Below are 13,523 nucleotides of genomic sequence, written 5' to 3'. Positions count from 1 at the left end.
GCCGAGGCGCTGTCAGGACGCCTTGCGTCGCGTTCCGGCCTTGCGCGGGGCAGACCTTTGGTCGGCCGCGTCGAACGCCGGCATGGCCTGCAGCACGCGGTTGCTCGGCAGCGTGACGATCGCCTCGGTTCCCTCGCGCAGCCGAGACTTGAGTTCGAACGTGCCGCCGTGCTGGGCGACCAGTGCCTGCACGATGGACAGGCCGAGGCCGGTACCGGCTTCCGCGCTCTTGATCGCGATCGCCCCCTGGCCGAAGGCCTGCAGCACGATCGGGATCTCGTCCTCCGGTATGCCCGGGCCGTTGTCACGGATGGAGACGAACTGGCCGCCGCCGGGCGCGGCGCCGATGCGGATGGTCACCTCGCCGCTCGACGGCGTGAACTTGACTGCATTGGACAGCAGGTTGAGGATCACCTGCCGGATGGCGCGCTCGTCGGCCCAAAGCCGCGGCAGACCGTCCTCGTGGGATTCGCGGATGGTGATGTCCTTGGCCTTGGCGCGGATCTGCATCATCGTGCGGCAATCCTCGACGATGTCGATGAGGGTGACCGCTTCCTCGTTGAGTTCGTAGCGCCCGGCCTCGATGCGGGACAGGTCGAGGATCTCGTTGATCAGGTTCAGCAGGTGCTGGCCGGAGCCGTGGATGTCGGCGGCGTAGCTCCGGTAGGTCGGGTTGGCCATCGGCCCGAGCACTTCGTCCTTCATGATCTCGGAAAAGCCGAGGATGGCGTTCAGCGGCGTGCGCAGTTCGTGGCTCATGGTTGCCAGGAAGCGCGACTTGGCGAGGTTGGCTTCCTCGGCGCGCCGGCGCGATTCGTCCGAGACGGCGTTGGCCTGTTCGAGTTCGGCGATCAGGTGGTCCTTCTCGGCCCGGTAGGCCAGCATGGTGATGGCGGAATTGAGCAACTGGTTGCCGAGCACCAGGAAGAAGCCCTGTGCGCCGACTGCCATCGCGGCCATGGCATAGTGGATCGGCGCCTGCTGCTGCAGGAAGGCGAGCGCGATCGCCAGCGTGATCGGTAGCGTGCTGGCCAGCAGCGCGCGCGGCAATGTCGACGATTGCATCGTGCACATCGCGATGACGATGAGCATGGTGGCGAACTGGAACACCTCGAGTCCCTCGGTCGCGTTGCGCGACACCGGCAGCAGGAACAGGGCGGCCCAGCACAGGCCATAGAGGGCGTCGCCGATGGTGAACTGGCGTCGCCAGCGCGCGGCAGTGCGGGCCTCCTCGGGCGTGCGCTCGAAGCGGCGGCAGGTCGCCACGGTCAGGCCGTGGATGCTGATCGTGAACAGTGCCCACAGCACCACCAGGGCAGCGTCTGTCCACAGGAAGGAGATGGCAGCGACGATGACGATGAACATCGGCACGGGGTAGGCGGCGCTGATGCGTGCCTTGGCGAACAGAACAAGGAGTTCGTCGTCGAAGTCGGGACGCAGGCCGTCGCGCGTGCCGAGACGGTCGCGCACGGTGCGGACGGTGCGCGCGACCTCGCGGCGGCGGAGCGCGCGTTCGCGATTGATCGTCGTCTTGTCGTCCGTTCTGATGCTTGCGGTCAGGCTCATGCCGCCCCTGATGAACCGGTTCTGAAGTGCTTGACGGATTGGCTCCGGTTCGATTGTTTTCGCTCACCAACCCTTAAGAAGCGGCTCAGAGACGTGGTTAACAAAGACCGAAGCCGTGCCGTTCGAGGCGCGGGTGCCGGACGCGAACCGGTCGACGAGCTCGCCCGGGCCATTGCCGCCTGCCGGCGCTGCGTGGAGGCGCCGCTGAAGGCGCCCTTGCCGCACGAGCCGCGCCCGGTCGTGCGCCTGTCGGCGACCGCGCGTATCTGCATTTGCGGTCAGGCACCCGGCACGCGCGTACATGCCAGCGGCACGCCCTTCACGGATCCCTCCGGAGACCGGCTGCGCGCCTGGATGGGGATCGGCCCGGAGGTGTTCTACGACACGGCCAAACTCGCCATTGTGCCGATGGGCTTCTGCTTTCCCGGCCTCGACGCCAAGGGCGGCGACCGGCCGCCGCGCGCCGAGTGCCGTCGATTGTGGCACGACCAGGTATTCGCGGCCATGCCGCAACTGGAACTGATCCTGGCCGTCGGTCAGTATGCGCAGGCCTATCATCTGCCGGCGCGCAAGCGCGCCAGCCTGACCGAAACGGTTGCCGACTGGCGCGCGATCCGCACCGAGACCGCCGACGCGGGCAGGGCGGTGGTCGTGCCGCTGCCGCATCCCTCGTGGCGCAACAACGCCTGGCTGAGGAAGCATCCCTGGTTCGAAGCGGAACTGCTGCCCGTGCTTCGAAACGACATCGCCCGGCTGCTGGAGCCGGGCGATCGGTTTTGACGGGGACGAGGCCGTTCAGTTGGTCGGCAGCGAGATCGGCAGGCCGCTCTGCCGGGTCCAGCCGACCATGCTGTCGACGTAGAGCGACACGTTCTTGCGGCCGAGCAGTTCGGACAGCACGAACCAGTTGGTCGCCGCCCAGTGGCCGGTGTTGCAGTAGGAGACGATGTCCGCCGCCTTCTGCTGCACGGCGGCCGGAACCAGCGCCGCGAGCGCGCCGGTCGACTTCAGCCGGTTGGCCTGGGCGTCGTAGAAGACGTCCTGGTCGAGGTGGACCGCACCGGGGATGTGGCCGGCAGCGAGCGCCTTCTTGTGCTTGTCCTTGCCCGAGAACTGGGCGAGCGGACGCGCGTCGAGCAGCGTCGCCGCCCCGTTCAGCTTCGCCGCGACCTGCTCGGTCGAGGCGAGCAGCTCGGGCCGGGGCTCGGCGACGAAGAGATCGCCGGTCGGCACGACCTCGCCGGTCTCGAGCGCACGTTCTTCCTCGCTCCAGGCCTTGTGACCGCCGTCCAGGATGGCGACTGCGTCGTGGCCGAGATACTTCAGCGTCCAGTAGATGCGCGCCGCCGCACCGAATTCGAGGCTCGAGGTGCCGGCCGGAACGATGACGACGGCCTTGCCCTCGGAGACGCCGAGATCCGACAAGCTCGCCTCCAGCTTCTCGATCGACGGCAGGGCGCCTTCGATGCCGTCGCGCTCGCTGCGCCAGAAGCCGGGATATTCGCTCCACACGGCGCCGGGAATGTGGCCCTTGACATAATCGTCCTTGCCGGACTTGGCGATCGGCGATCGGATGTCGAGGATGACGACGTCGTCTCGGCCGAGATGGTCGGACAGCCAGCCGGTCGACACCAGCGGCGTGACCTCGGGGGCGGCCGTCGCGACGACAGGCGTGAGGGCCAGAGCAAGCGCAACGGCGAGTCGTTTGAACAGGGACATGGGGAGGCCTCCTTGATGCGAAGGATGTCGGATCGAGAAGAAAATTGTTCTCTTGAGAGGACGAATTGACATTCGTTAGAAAAGCAGGCAAGCGAATTAAGGGGCTCAATAAGAACAAAAATCTAAAGTTCTCCTGCGGCGGCATCCGGTAAAACGGCATGCCAACGCGCCCCGGCCGGAAAGAAAATGAATCCAGCCCTGTCGCGGGCTTACAGACGGATGCCACCATGATTGACCGTATCGATCGGCGGATTTTGTCCATCCTTCAGGAAGACTGCACGGTGCCCGTGGCCGAGATCGGCCGGCGGGTCGGCCTGTCGACGACGCCCTGCTGGCGGCGCATCCAGAAGATGGAGGAGGACGGCGTCATCACCGGGCGCGTCGCCCTGCTCGATCCGGCCAAGGTCAATGCGAAGGTCACCGCCTTCGTCGCGATCACCACCAACCAGCACACGGAAGACTGGCTGAAGAAATTCGCCGACGTGATCCGCGAGTTTCCCGAGGTGGTGGAGTTCTACCGCATGGCCGGCCAGGTCGATTACCTACTGCGCGTGGCGGTTCCAGACATCGAGGCCTATGACGGCTTCTACAAGCGGCTGATCGCTAAGATCGACATCTCGGACGTGTCGACCACCTTCGCCATGGAGCAGATCAAGTACACGACGCAACTGCCGCTCGGCTATGTCGCGGTCGAGAAGACGCGGGCTGAGTGACGCCCGCCCTGCCGGCGCGGACGGTCGACGTGATCGAACCGGGCAGCTGAACGTGGCAGTTGACCGGAGCGAAGCATTCAATTTTTGCGATATGTCATGGATCGGCCGGCCGTGGTCGGTTATCGTGATTTTTGATGGGAGTCCGGCGCGGTGATCCGGGTGGCTGGTCGGGATGGCCGTCGCGACGGCGATCGCGGAACCGGCACGCAAGGGAGGATGCCTTCATGACCAGGACAGGTGCGAAGATCGCAGGAGGATTGGCGCTGATCGCGGCGGTGGCGGCCGTCTCCGGACCGGCGGCGCGGGCGGCGGACCTCATCGAGGGCGTCACGACCTATACGCTCGAGGCGCCGTTCGAGGATGTACGCTTCGATCTGGAGGGCGCCATCGTCAACCGCGGCCTGGTCATCGACTACACCTCGCACATCGGCGACATGTTGGCGCGCACCGCTGCCGATGTCGGGGCGAGCAAGGACGTATTCGTCAACGCCCAGTCGATGCTGTTCTGTTCCGCCGTGCTGTCGCGCAAGGCCATGGAGGCCGACCCGGCCAACATTGCCTATTGCCCCTACACGGTGTTCGTCTACGAGACCCCGGATGCGCCCGGCACGGTGACGGTCGGCTTCCGCCGGCTTGCCGAGACCGGGTCGGATGCCTCGAAAGCGGCGATCGGTGAGGTCAATGCGTTGCTCGACGAGATCGTCAGGGAAGCGGCGGGGCAGTAGCCCCGCCTGTTCGGGTGCGGCTGCGTCGCCGACGACGCCTCACTTCCTGTCGGCATTCTCCAGACGGGCGATCAGGCTGGACGTGTCCCAGCGCCGGCCACCCATGGCCTGCACCTCGGCATAGAACTGGTCGACCAGCGCGGTCACCGGTAGGCGTGCGCCGGTCTCGTTGGCAGTCTTGAGGCAGATGCCGAGGTCCTTGCGCATCCAGTCGACGGCGAAACCGAACTCGAACTTGCCGTTCATCATCGTCTCCCAGCGATTTTCCATCTGCCAGGACTGCGCAGCGCCGCCGCGGATCGCGGCGATGACGGTCGGCACGTCAAGATCGGCCTTCTTGGCGAAGTGGATCGCCTCGGACAGGCCCTGAACGAGGCCCGCGATGCAGATCTGGTTGACCATCTTGGTCAGCTGGCCGGCGCCGCTCGGCCCCATCAGGCCGACGAACTTGGCGAAGCTCTCGATCACCGGCCTGGCCTTGTCGAAGTCGGCTTGGTCGCCGCCGCACATGACGGTCAGCGCACCGTTCTCCGCGCCGGCCTGGCCGCCCGACACCGGCGCGTCGATGAAGCCGCAGCCCTTGGCCCGCGCGGCGGCATGCAGCTCGCGCGCGACCTCGGCGGACGCGGTGGTGTTGTCGACCGCGATGGCGCCCTGCTTCAGTCCGTGAAATGCGCCGTCCGGTCCGGTCATTACCGCGCGCAGGTCGTCGTCGTTGCCGACGCAGGAGAACACGAAGTCGCATCCCTCAGCGGCCTCGCGCGGGGTCGCCGCAGCGCGCCCGCCATGCTCCTTGGCCCATGTCTCGGCCTTTGCCGCGGTACGGTTGTAGACCGTGACGTCATGTCCGCCCCTGGTCTTCAGATGCCGTGCCATGGGATAGCCCATGACGCCGAGCCCGATGAATGCAACCTTGGCCATTTCTGTCTCCCCGGATGGTCGTGCAATCGATCGCGCCGCGCGGGACGCGGGAAATGCCAAGGTTATAGGCGATGGATCCCGCGCTGTCAGGGCCGGATTCGTGCGCCTGCGGACTTGCAGTTTGTCCTCAGCGCGCGAGATGGCGGGTCAGCCGCGCCTCCAGCCGGTCCCAGACCCGGCGCAGGGTTTCGACGATGATCAGATAGAGCACGGCCGCCCAGATGTAGGCCTGGAAGTCGAGCGAACGGGAGAACGCCCGGCGCGTCTCGCCCATCAGGTCGAAGATCGTGACGATCGACGCGATCGCCGAGCCCTTGATCATGAGGATGATCTCGTTGCCGTAGGGGCGCAGGGCGACGATCAGCGCTTGCGGCAGGATGATCCTGAAGAAGATCACCGGGCGCGGCAGGCCGAGCGCCATCGCGCCTTCCCACTGGCCGCGCGGCACGTTCTCGACCGCGCCGCGCAGGATCTCGGCCTGGTAGGCCGAGGTGTTCAGGGTGAAGGCGAACAGGATGCAGTACCAGGCATCGCGGAAGAACCACCACAGGCCCGCAGCCTCGAGGCCGTCGCGGAAGGATCCGGCGCCGTAGTAGATCAGGAAGGTCTGCGCCAGCAGCGGCGTGCCGCGGAAGAAATAGACATAGGCAAAGGCGAGGCCGCGCACGACCGGGTTGCGCATCGACCGCGCCAGCGCGATCGGCACCGACAGCAGCGCCCCGGCGGCGATCGAGAGGACGACCAGTTGGATCGTCACCCAGAATCCGCTGACGTAGTTCGGCCAGTATCTCTGGACGAAGGGGCTGGCGACGTTTTGCCCCAGATAGAGCAGCAGGACACCGCCTGCGACCGCCCACAGCGCGACCAGCACATGGCCGGTGATCCGTCCCGCGGTCCAGCGCCTGGGCTTGGCGGGAGGCGGCATCTGCGTGGCGGCCCCCGTCATCGCCGCGCCTCGCCGCGTTTCGACCAGGCCTCGATCCGGACGATCCCGAACGAGGAGATCACGGCGAGCAGCAGATAGATCAGGCAGGCGACGCCGAAGAACAGGAACGGTTCCTTGGTCACCCGTGCGGCGATACCGGACTGGCGGATCAGGTCGGACAGGCCGATGACGGAGACGAGGGCCGTCTCCTTGAGCAGGATCAGCCAGAGATTGCCGAGCGCGGGCAGGGCCAGGCGGACGAGTTGCGGCAGGATGATCAGATGCAGGGTGCGCAGGCGCGTCAGGCCGAGGGCGTAGCCTCCCTCGTACTGGCCCTGCGGGATGCCGCGGAACGCCGACAGGAAGGCTTCGGAAGCGTAGGACGAGAACACCAACGCCAGCGCCACCATGCCGGCGACGAAGGAATTGACCTCGATGAAGGCGTTGAAGCCGGCAGCCCTGGCCGCCTGCTGGAGCAGGATCTGGACGCCGTAGTAGACCAGGAACAGGGTCAGCAGTTCCGGCAGGCCGCGAAACAGTGTCGTGTAGATGTTCGCTGCCATGCGCAGCGACGGCTCGTCCGCCTTCTTCGCCAAGGCGAGCAGGAAGCCGATGACGAGGCCGAACGGCAGGGTCGCGAGCGCCAGACCGACCGTGACGAGCACGCCGTAGGCGATTTCGTCACCCCAGCCCTGCGGACCGAAGGAAAGCAGCGTCAAGGCCTCGTCCATGATGGCGATGCAGCTCCGGCGGGAGGAGGGAGGCCGCGGCGGCTGCAGGCCGCCGCGGCTCGGAACGGCGGGAAGCTCGGATCAGTCGCCGTAGACGTCGAAGGCAAAGTACGCGTCGTTGATTTCCTTGTACTTGCCGCTGGCGCGGATGGCCGTGATCGCCGTGTTGAACATCTCCTTGAGGTTCTGGTCCTCCTTGCGGATGGCGATGCCTGCGCCTTCGCCGTTGATGACCGGATCCGGCTTGAGCGTGCCGAGCAGCTTGCAGCAGGCGCCATCGGCGGTCGCCAGCCAGTCGGATAGCACGACCACGTCGTCGATCACCGCATCGATACGGCCGTTTGCGACGTCGAGTTTGTATTCGTCCGCGGTCGGGTAGAGCTTGATCTGGGCCGAGGTCAGTTTTTCTTCCGCATAATTGGAATGGGTCGTCGCCGACTGGGCGCCGATGACCTTGCCCTTGAGGTCGGCGTCGGTGGTGCCGGCGATGGGGCTGTCCTTGGGCACGGCGATCGCCGGCGGGGTGTTGTAGTACTTGTTGGTGAAGTCGACCATCTGCTTGCGCTCGTCGGTGATCGACATCGAGGCGATGATGGCGTCGAACTTGCCGGCCTGCAGGGCGGGAATGATGCCGTCCCAGTCCTGGGTGATGAACTCGCACTCGACCTTCATCTCCTCGCACAGGGCCTTGGCGATGTCGATGTCGAAGCCGACCAGCTGGCCGTCGGAGGTCAGGTTGTTGAAGGGCGGATAGGCGCCCTCCGTGCCGATCCGGACCTTCGACCAGTCCTTCGCCTGGACACCGCCGGCTGCGGTTGCAAGAACGAGGGCGACCGCTGCGGCCAAACGCACCATACGCATGAGAAATCCCCTTTGTTTGTTTCCGCGCGCGGGTCCTGCGGTCCGGCGCGCTCCGAAGGCCATATTCCCAATATATTTCCGAAGATTTCAACTGCCTGGAAAGGATAATCGCCGCCCTGCCGTTGTTGCCGCAAGGGATCGGCCGACTTTTACGCGATCGCGGCAAAGGCGTTTCGGGTGTTGGCAGTCCTAGCCGGCGGCGATACCGAACTGGCCGAACGGGATGAAGTCGACCTGGCTGCCGCGGGCGACCGCGGTCGTCTCCTCGTCGATCTCGATCAGTCCGTCGGCCTCGCTCAGGCCGGAGATCAGGCCGGAGCCGTCGCGTTCGAACCTGTGCACGCATGTCCGCCCGTCTGCCGTTCGGCCGAGCGTGCCGCGATGGAACTCTCGGCGGCCGGGCTTCTTTCGCGCGATCTCGAAATCGGCGATCACCTGGAAGCGCTGGAGCTCGCCGAAGGCACCACCGCCGAGCACGCTGAGGACGGGCCGGGCGTAGAGCAGGAAGCAGACCATGGCCGCGACCGGGTTGCCCGGCAGTCCGAGGAAGACGCAGCCGTCGATCCGGCCGACCGCCATCGAGCGGCCCGGCTTGATGGCGAGCGGCCACAGGCAGCGTGTGCCGAGTCGGTCCAGAGTCGTCGTGATGTGATCCTCCTCGCCATGGCTGGCCCCGCCCGTGGTCAGGAGGACATCGCAGCCGGCGGCGGCCGCTTCCAGCGCCGTTTGCACGGAATCGGCCCGATCGGGCAGGATGCCGAGGTCGATCGGTTCGGCCCCGGCCGCCTCGACCAGGGCGCGCAGCAGGTAGTGGTTGGCATCGTAGACCTGACCGGGCAGGATCGCCTCGCCCGGACGACGCAGCTCGTCGCCGCTCGACATCAGCGCGACCCGCAGCCGCCGGTACACCGCGACATCGGTCTTGCCGGTCGAGGCGATGGCTGCGACGTCCTGCGGCCGCAGGCGTCGCCCCGGCTCCAGCAGCACGGATCCTGCCTTGACGTCCTCGCCGGCCCTGCGGCGGTTGGCGCCCGGTTTCAGTCCGGCGGGTACCACGACGAAGGCCTGACCGTCCTGGTCATGCCGCTCGCAGTCTTCCTGCATGGCCACGGTGTCGGCGCCCGGCGGCATGACCGCGCCGGTGAAGATGCGCGCCGCTGCCCATGGCCCGAGCGGTACGTCGCTCGGATGGCCTGCGGCGATGCGTGTCTCGAGGCGGAAGAAGCCGCCGGCCGGATCATGGTCGGCGTGGCGGAACGCGTAGCCGTCGACAGCTGAATTGTCGGCCAGCGGCACGTCGCGCGGCGCAGTCACGGCTTCGGCGAGGTACCTTCCGTTCGCGGCGGTCAGTGGCACAGTCTCGGCGCGTGCTACGGCAGTGACTTCGCGGCGCAGAATCGCCAGCGCCTCGTCGTGGCGCAGACTGTCGCTACCGTGCACGAAGCAGTCGTCCAGGAGGCGCCTGCGCTCAGCCATGGTCTCGCTCCGACACGATCCGGCCGGGGACGGTGCCACGGTCGAGCGGACGATCGGCGCTCACGGCATAACCTCCGCGAGCAGCGCGCAGGCGGCGTCCAGATCCTCGGGCGTGTTGGCATTGAGGAACGCGTCGTGTCCGGCCGCCCCGACCGGTGCGAACTCCACCTCGACGGTTTCGTGCCGGGCAGCCCAGGCGCGCACGCTGCCGCCCTGGCCGCCCGTCAGCCAGGCGTGCAGGTCGTCGGCGAACGCGACGGGCCACAGGCCGAAGACGGGATGCAGCCGGCCGGCCGAACTGGCCAGCGCGATGACCTGCCTGCCGCCGGCGGCGGCCAGCAGTCGGGCGACGAGGTCGAGCGGGAAGAACGGCGTGTCGCCGGCGACCGTCGCCACGTGGCGCACCTGCGGGCACTGGCGCCGGGCATGCGTCATGCCGGCAAGGATGCCGGCGAGCGGTCCCGCGAAGCCTTCCACCGGATCGGCGACGACCGGCAGGCCGAACGCGGCGAAGCGGGCCGGATCGCCGTTGGCGTTGATCACGATCCGCTCGACCTGCGGGCGCAGACGGTCGAGGACGTGCGCCAGCATGGGGCGTCCGCCGAGGTCGAGCAGGGTCTTGTCGCCACCGCCCATGCGGCGCGACTGGCCGCCCGCAAGCACGCAGCCGAGGACAGGGTCCTGCGCGATCCTGGCCGCGCCCGCCTTGCTCATCCTGCCTCCGCGCTGCGGGTCGGGGCGCTCTCGCGCAGGAGCCGCTTCGCCTGGTCTTGCATCCGCACGCTGTCCATGTCGAAACCGATCCCTTCCGCTGCCGCTCGACACGCAAGAGTATCGGTGGGTGCATGGATTGCGCAAGTCGCGAGCCGGCCGGAATGCCCCCGCAAGACGGTTCGGCCGGTATGCGGCTCCCGCCGGCGCCGGACCGCCGGGGAGGCGGCGGTCGCGAACCTGTGCGGCCGGTCAGGCCTGCTGCAGCGAAAGGCCCAGATCGGCCGTGGCGCGGCGGTTTCCGGTCTGAGCGAGGACTCCCAGGATCGTCTTGACCTCGCGGACGTCGAGGGCGTGCGACGAGGCGTCGATTGCCGCCGTGATCGCCGCGAGGTCGGCGGCCGCCAGCCCGGAACTGTCGGCAAAGCCCATCCAGGTTTCCGGGAACTGCCGGGTTTCGATCGACCCGAGGCTGAGCACCGTGACACGGCGGTGGCGCGGATCGTGGGCGATCGCCCCGAACACCTGCTCCACGTCGTCTGCGGCGCCCTCCAGGATCTGCAGGAAGTGACGGCCGGTAAATATCAGGCAGCCGGTCAGACCAACCCGCGCATTGTTGACGCGGGCGCTGTCGATGATCCGCGTGACTTCGGAGTCGACGCCCGACGCGGGAATGTCCGGACTGATCTGGCTCATATAGCAGAGATGATAGAGGTGAGACATCTTGGAGCCCTCCAAGGTTACAAGATGCTATGCTACACGCGATTTCCGGATGATCTGTAAAGCCAACAGCAAAATGCCCGGCGTGACCGTTAAGGGAGCGTAGACAAATTTAGTCTGTTTTCTGCCGAATTTTCAAAGGCGGCGGGCAAGGTCTTGATAAATTTGCCAAGCTCGTCGCGCGGCGACCTGCCGACGCCGGGCCGGCGGCGTCAGAACGGGCGTTCCTCGCCCGTCCACTTGAAGAACCGGCCGGTCCGGCTCATGTCGAGGCCTTCGGCCAGGTCGAGGATCCCGGTCGCGACCGTCGCCGGGGCAAGCTCGGCCTCCGGTCCACCCATGTCGGTCTGCACCCAGCCCGGATCGACCAGCCCGACGGCGATCGCCTCTGCCGCGAGGTCGGTGGCGAGCCCCTGCATCACCTTGTTCACGGCCGCCTTGGAGGCGCGGTAGGCGATCCGGTCGGACTTGGCGTAGCCCATGTAGGCCATCTGGCTCGACACGGTCAGGATACGGGCGCCCGGCGCCCGCCTGAGATGCGGCAGGAACGCCTGTGCCACGGCCAGCGGCGCCAGCGTGTTGACGGCGAGTGTCTCAAGGAAGCCGTCGAAGTCCATATGAAGGGTAGACTGGTCTTCGGGCTTCGGGCCGATGATGCCGGCATTGTTGATCAGCACGTCGATCGCCTCGCCCCGCGCGGCGGCGGCCCGGCGCAGGCCGTCGCGATCGGTGACGTCGAAGACGAGCGGGGTGAATCCGGCGCCGAGGACAGCGGCGGTCTCCTCTGCCTGCGCGTGCGTCCGGGCGCTGCCGAGCACGCGCCAGCCGCGCTCGAGCGCCACCCGTGCCAGGCAGAAGCCGATACCGCGGTTGGCGCCGGTGATGAGCAGTGTCGCCATGGTCGTTCCTTGTCCCGGATTGTCACCCTCCCATGCCCTGGCGGTGCGACGAATGCAAGCGTGGCGCTTGCGGGCGTCGGTTCGGCTGTTCGGGCGTTAGGATTTGACGTCGCGAACGGGAAGCTCATATGAGAGGCGAGCCGGCCCTTCGACCGGCGGCGGAGAGGAAACGGGAAGAAGCGGATGAGCGACGCGATCAAGCAGGCCGTTCTGGACCGGCTGTCCAGGGTCAAGGGACCGGATCTGGAGGGCGATCTGGTATCGCTCGGGCTGGTCTCCGACATTTTCGTCTCGGACGGACGGGTCGCCTTCTCGATCACAGTCCCCGCCGACCGGGCGCGCGAACTCGAGCCGCTGCGCCAGGCCGCCGAGAAGGTGGTGCTCGAGATCGACGGCGTCGAAAGGGCCATGGTCGCGCTCACCGCCGAGCGCAAGGTATCGGGAGACGCTGCATCGGCGCGCTCGACGCCATCGCCGGCTCGCGCCCGCGTTGCGGCACCCGAGGCGTCGTCGGCCAAGCCGGGGGTGCCGGGGGTCCGGCACATCATCGCCGTCGCCTCGGGCAAAGGCGGCGTCGGCAAGTCGACCACGACGGCCAATCTCGCGCTCGCGCTCAAGGCCAATGGCCTCAGGGTCGGCGTGCTCGACGCCGACATCTACGGACCGTCGATCCCCCGCCTGTTCCACGTCTCCGGCCGGCCCGAGCCGGTGTCGGGGCGCGTCCTCAAGCCGCTGGAAGGCTACGGCGTCAAGGTCATGTCGATGGGCTTCATGGTCGAGGAGGATACGCCGATGATCTGGCGCGGGCCGATGGTGATGTCGGCCCTGACCCAGATGCTGCGCGAGGTCGCATGGGGTGACCTCGACGTGCTGGTCGTCGACATGCCGCCCGGCACCGGCGACGCGCAGCTGACCATGGCCCAGCAAGTGCCGCTCTCCGGCGCGGTGATCGTCTCGACGCCGCAGGATCTGGCACTGATCGATGCGCGCAAGGGCCTCAACATGTTCCGCCGGGTCGAGGTTCCGGTGCTCGGCATCGTCGAGAACATGAGCTACTTCCTGTGTCCGGACTGCGGCAGCCGTCACGACATCTTCGGTCATGGCGGCGCGCGCGCGGAGGCCGAGAAGCTCGGCGTGCCGTTCCTCGGGGAGGTCCCGCTCGACATGCAGATCCGCATTACCTCCGACGCCGGCACGCCGGTGGTGGTGTCCGATCCGGACGGTCCGCATGCCCGTATCTACCGGGACATTGCATCAAGGGTCTGGGCTGCGGTCGAGCGCTCCGGCAGCGACGCGCGCCGGGCGGCGCCTGCCATCGTGATCGAATGACCGGACGGGCCCCATCCTCGACCCCGCCGGTCGGACCGGTGTGTGGGGCCGAAAACGCTAGGGGATCAAGGCGTTGGCGTCCGGGGACGACTCAGTTCTTGAAGGCGTTGACTCAGCGTGGCAAGGGCTTGAATCCGCTCGTGAGCTGGCCGTCCCCGCGCGATCGGTCGCGCGCAGCGGGCAGTTGACGGCACCGCGAAAAAGGCACAGAAGTAAGGGCCCCTTAC

At 67.2% G+C, this 13,523-nt stretch carries 14 protein-coding genes; 4 read left to right on the top strand and 10 right to left on the bottom strand.

What is annotated here, in order from left to right; all coding sequences use genetic code 11:
• Positions 1-12: 12 nt before the first annotated feature.
• Positions 13-1,566, bottom strand: a complete 1,554-nt coding sequence (locus tag SL003B_RS14240) for an ATP-binding protein (protein ID WP_013653563.1) — start codon at positions 1,564-1,566, stop codon at positions 13-15.
• A gap of 93 nt (positions 1,567-1,659) precedes the next feature.
• Between SL003B_RS14240 and SL003B_RS14235 the strand changes: the two genes are divergently transcribed.
• Positions 1,660-2,346: a uracil-DNA glycosylase family protein gene (locus SL003B_RS14235; protein ID WP_013653562.1), complete on the top strand. Its 687-nt coding sequence runs from the start codon at positions 1,660-1,662 to the stop codon at positions 2,344-2,346.
• A gap of 15 nt (positions 2,347-2,361) precedes the next feature.
• Here SL003B_RS14235 and SL003B_RS14230 read toward each other — a convergent pair whose 3' ends face one another.
• On the bottom strand, positions 2,362-3,285 hold the full coding sequence (locus SL003B_RS14230; RefSeq protein ID WP_013653561.1) for a sulfurtransferase: 924 nt from the start codon (positions 3,283-3,285) through the stop codon (positions 2,362-2,364).
• Positions 3,286-3,512: 227 nt separating this feature from the next.
• Between SL003B_RS14230 and SL003B_RS14225 the strand changes: the two genes are divergently transcribed.
• The gene (locus SL003B_RS14225) at positions 3,513-3,998 is read left to right on the top strand and encodes an Lrp/AsnC family transcriptional regulator (RefSeq protein WP_013653560.1); all 486 of its coding nucleotides are present in this window, start codon (positions 3,513-3,515) and stop codon (positions 3,996-3,998) included.
• A 224-nt stretch (positions 3,999-4,222) separates the two neighbouring features.
• On the top strand, positions 4,223-4,723 hold the full coding sequence (locus SL003B_RS14220; RefSeq protein WP_013653559.1) for a DUF302 domain-containing protein: 501 nt from the start codon (positions 4,223-4,225) through the stop codon (positions 4,721-4,723).
• Between the two features lie 39 nt (positions 4,724-4,762).
• On the opposite strand, the gene SL003B_RS14215 is transcribed toward SL003B_RS14220, so the two are convergent.
• The 8 genes from SL003B_RS14215 to SL003B_RS14180 all read right to left on the bottom strand — a co-directional run bounded on the left by SL003B_RS14215 (position 4,763) and on the right by SL003B_RS14180 (position 11,967).
• Positions 4,763-5,644 carry an NAD(P)-dependent oxidoreductase gene (locus SL003B_RS14215; protein WP_013653558.1) on the bottom strand — a complete coding sequence of 294 codons (882 nt, stop codon included), beginning with the start codon at positions 5,642-5,644 and terminating at the stop codon, positions 4,763-4,765.
• A gap of 127 nt (positions 5,645-5,771) precedes the next feature.
• Positions 5,772-6,590, bottom strand: coding sequence for an ABC transporter permease (locus SL003B_RS14210; protein WP_013653557.1), 819 nt, complete (start codon positions 6,588-6,590; stop codon positions 5,772-5,774).
• A complete protein-coding gene (locus SL003B_RS14205; RefSeq protein WP_013653556.1) occupies positions 6,587-7,300 on the bottom strand; it encodes an ABC transporter permease in 714 nt (237 codons plus the stop codon). Before SL003B_RS14205 ends, SL003B_RS14210 begins: the two co-directional genes overlap by 4 nt.
• Before the next feature lie 81 nt (positions 7,301-7,381).
• Positions 7,382-8,161 (bottom strand): ABC transporter substrate-binding protein, encoded by a 780-nt coding sequence (locus tag SL003B_RS14200; RefSeq protein ID WP_041375552.1) that lies wholly within the window; start codon positions 8,159-8,161, stop codon positions 7,382-7,384.
• A 189-nt stretch (positions 8,162-8,350) separates the two neighbouring features.
• Positions 8,351-9,637 (bottom strand): molybdopterin molybdotransferase MoeA, encoded by a 1,287-nt coding sequence (locus SL003B_RS14195; RefSeq protein ID WP_013653554.1) that lies wholly within the window; start codon positions 9,635-9,637, stop codon positions 8,351-8,353.
• Positions 9,638-9,697: 60 nt separating this feature from the next.
• The gene (gene mobA, locus SL003B_RS14190; RefSeq protein ID WP_013653553.1) at positions 9,698-10,351 is read right to left on the bottom strand and encodes a molybdenum cofactor guanylyltransferase MobA; all 654 of its coding nucleotides are present in this window, start codon (positions 10,349-10,351) and stop codon (positions 9,698-9,700) included.
• 249 nt (positions 10,352-10,600) lie between these two features.
• Entirely contained in the window at positions 10,601-11,071 is a 471-nt protein-coding gene (locus SL003B_RS22410) for a BLUF domain-containing protein (protein ID WP_013653552.1), read from the bottom strand.
• 209 nt (positions 11,072-11,280) lie between these two features.
• Complete coding sequence (locus tag SL003B_RS14180; protein ID WP_013653551.1) at positions 11,281-11,967, bottom strand: SDR family NAD(P)-dependent oxidoreductase; 687 nt, start codon at positions 11,965-11,967, stop codon at positions 11,281-11,283.
• A gap of 183 nt (positions 11,968-12,150) precedes the next feature.
• Between SL003B_RS14180 and apbC the strand changes: the two genes are divergently transcribed.
• Positions 12,151-13,296: an iron-sulfur cluster carrier protein ApbC gene (gene apbC / locus SL003B_RS14175; RefSeq protein ID WP_013653550.1), complete on the top strand. Its 1,146-nt coding sequence runs from the start codon at positions 12,151-12,153 to the stop codon at positions 13,294-13,296.
• The last annotated feature ends 227 nt before the right edge of the window (positions 13,297-13,523 follow it).

The sequence above is a fragment of the Polymorphum gilvum SL003B-26A1 genome (assembly GCF_000192745.1).
Classification (GTDB): Bacteria; Pseudomonadota; Alphaproteobacteria; order Rhizobiales; family Stappiaceae; genus Polymorphum; species Polymorphum gilvum.
Note: the sequence above shows the minus strand (reverse complement) of the source record. Positions and strands in the feature narration are given on the sequence as shown.

Coding starts and splice junctions, on each gene's coding strand:
- SL003B_RS14240 (WP_013653563.1), bottom strand. CDS start 1,566: ATGAGCCTGACCGCAAGCATCAGAACGGACGACAAGACGACGATCAAT.
- SL003B_RS14230 (WP_013653561.1), bottom strand. CDS start 3,285: ATGTCCCTGTTCAAACGACTCGCCGTTGCGCTTGCTCTGGCCCTCACG.
- SL003B_RS14225 (WP_013653560.1), top strand. CDS start 3,513: ATGATTGACCGTATCGATCGGCGGATTTTGTCCATCCTTCAGGAAGAC.
- SL003B_RS14220 (WP_013653559.1), top strand. CDS start 4,223: ATGACCAGGACAGGTGCGAAGATCGCAGGAGGATTGGCGCTGATCGCG.
- SL003B_RS14215 (WP_013653558.1), bottom strand. CDS start 5,644: ATGGCCAAGGTTGCATTCATCGGGCTCGGCGTCATGGGCTATCCCATG.
- SL003B_RS14210 (WP_013653557.1), bottom strand. CDS start 6,590: ATGACGGGGGCCGCCACGCAGATGCCGCCTCCCGCCAAGCCCAGGCGC.
- SL003B_RS14205 (WP_013653556.1), bottom strand. CDS start 7,300: ATGGACGAGGCCTTGACGCTGCTTTCCTTCGGTCCGCAGGGCTGGGGT.
- SL003B_RS14200 (WP_041375552.1), bottom strand. CDS start 8,161: ATGCGTATGGTGCGTTTGGCCGCAGCGGTCGCCCTCGTTCTTGCAACC.
- SL003B_RS14195 (WP_013653554.1), bottom strand. CDS start 9,637: ATGGCTGAGCGCAGGCGCCTCCTGGACGACTGCTTCGTGCACGGTAGC.
- mobA (WP_013653553.1), bottom strand. CDS start 10,351: ATGAGCAAGGCGGGCGCGGCCAGGATCGCGCAGGACCCTGTCCTCGGC.
- SL003B_RS22410 (WP_013653552.1), bottom strand. CDS start 11,071: ATGTCTCACCTCTATCATCTCTGCTATATGAGCCAGATCAGTCCGGAC.
- SL003B_RS14180 (WP_013653551.1), bottom strand. CDS start 11,967: ATGGCGACACTGCTCATCACCGGCGCCAACCGCGGTATCGGCTTCTGC.
- apbC (WP_013653550.1), top strand. CDS start 12,151: ATGAGCGACGCGATCAAGCAGGCCGTTCTGGACCGGCTGTCCAGGGTC.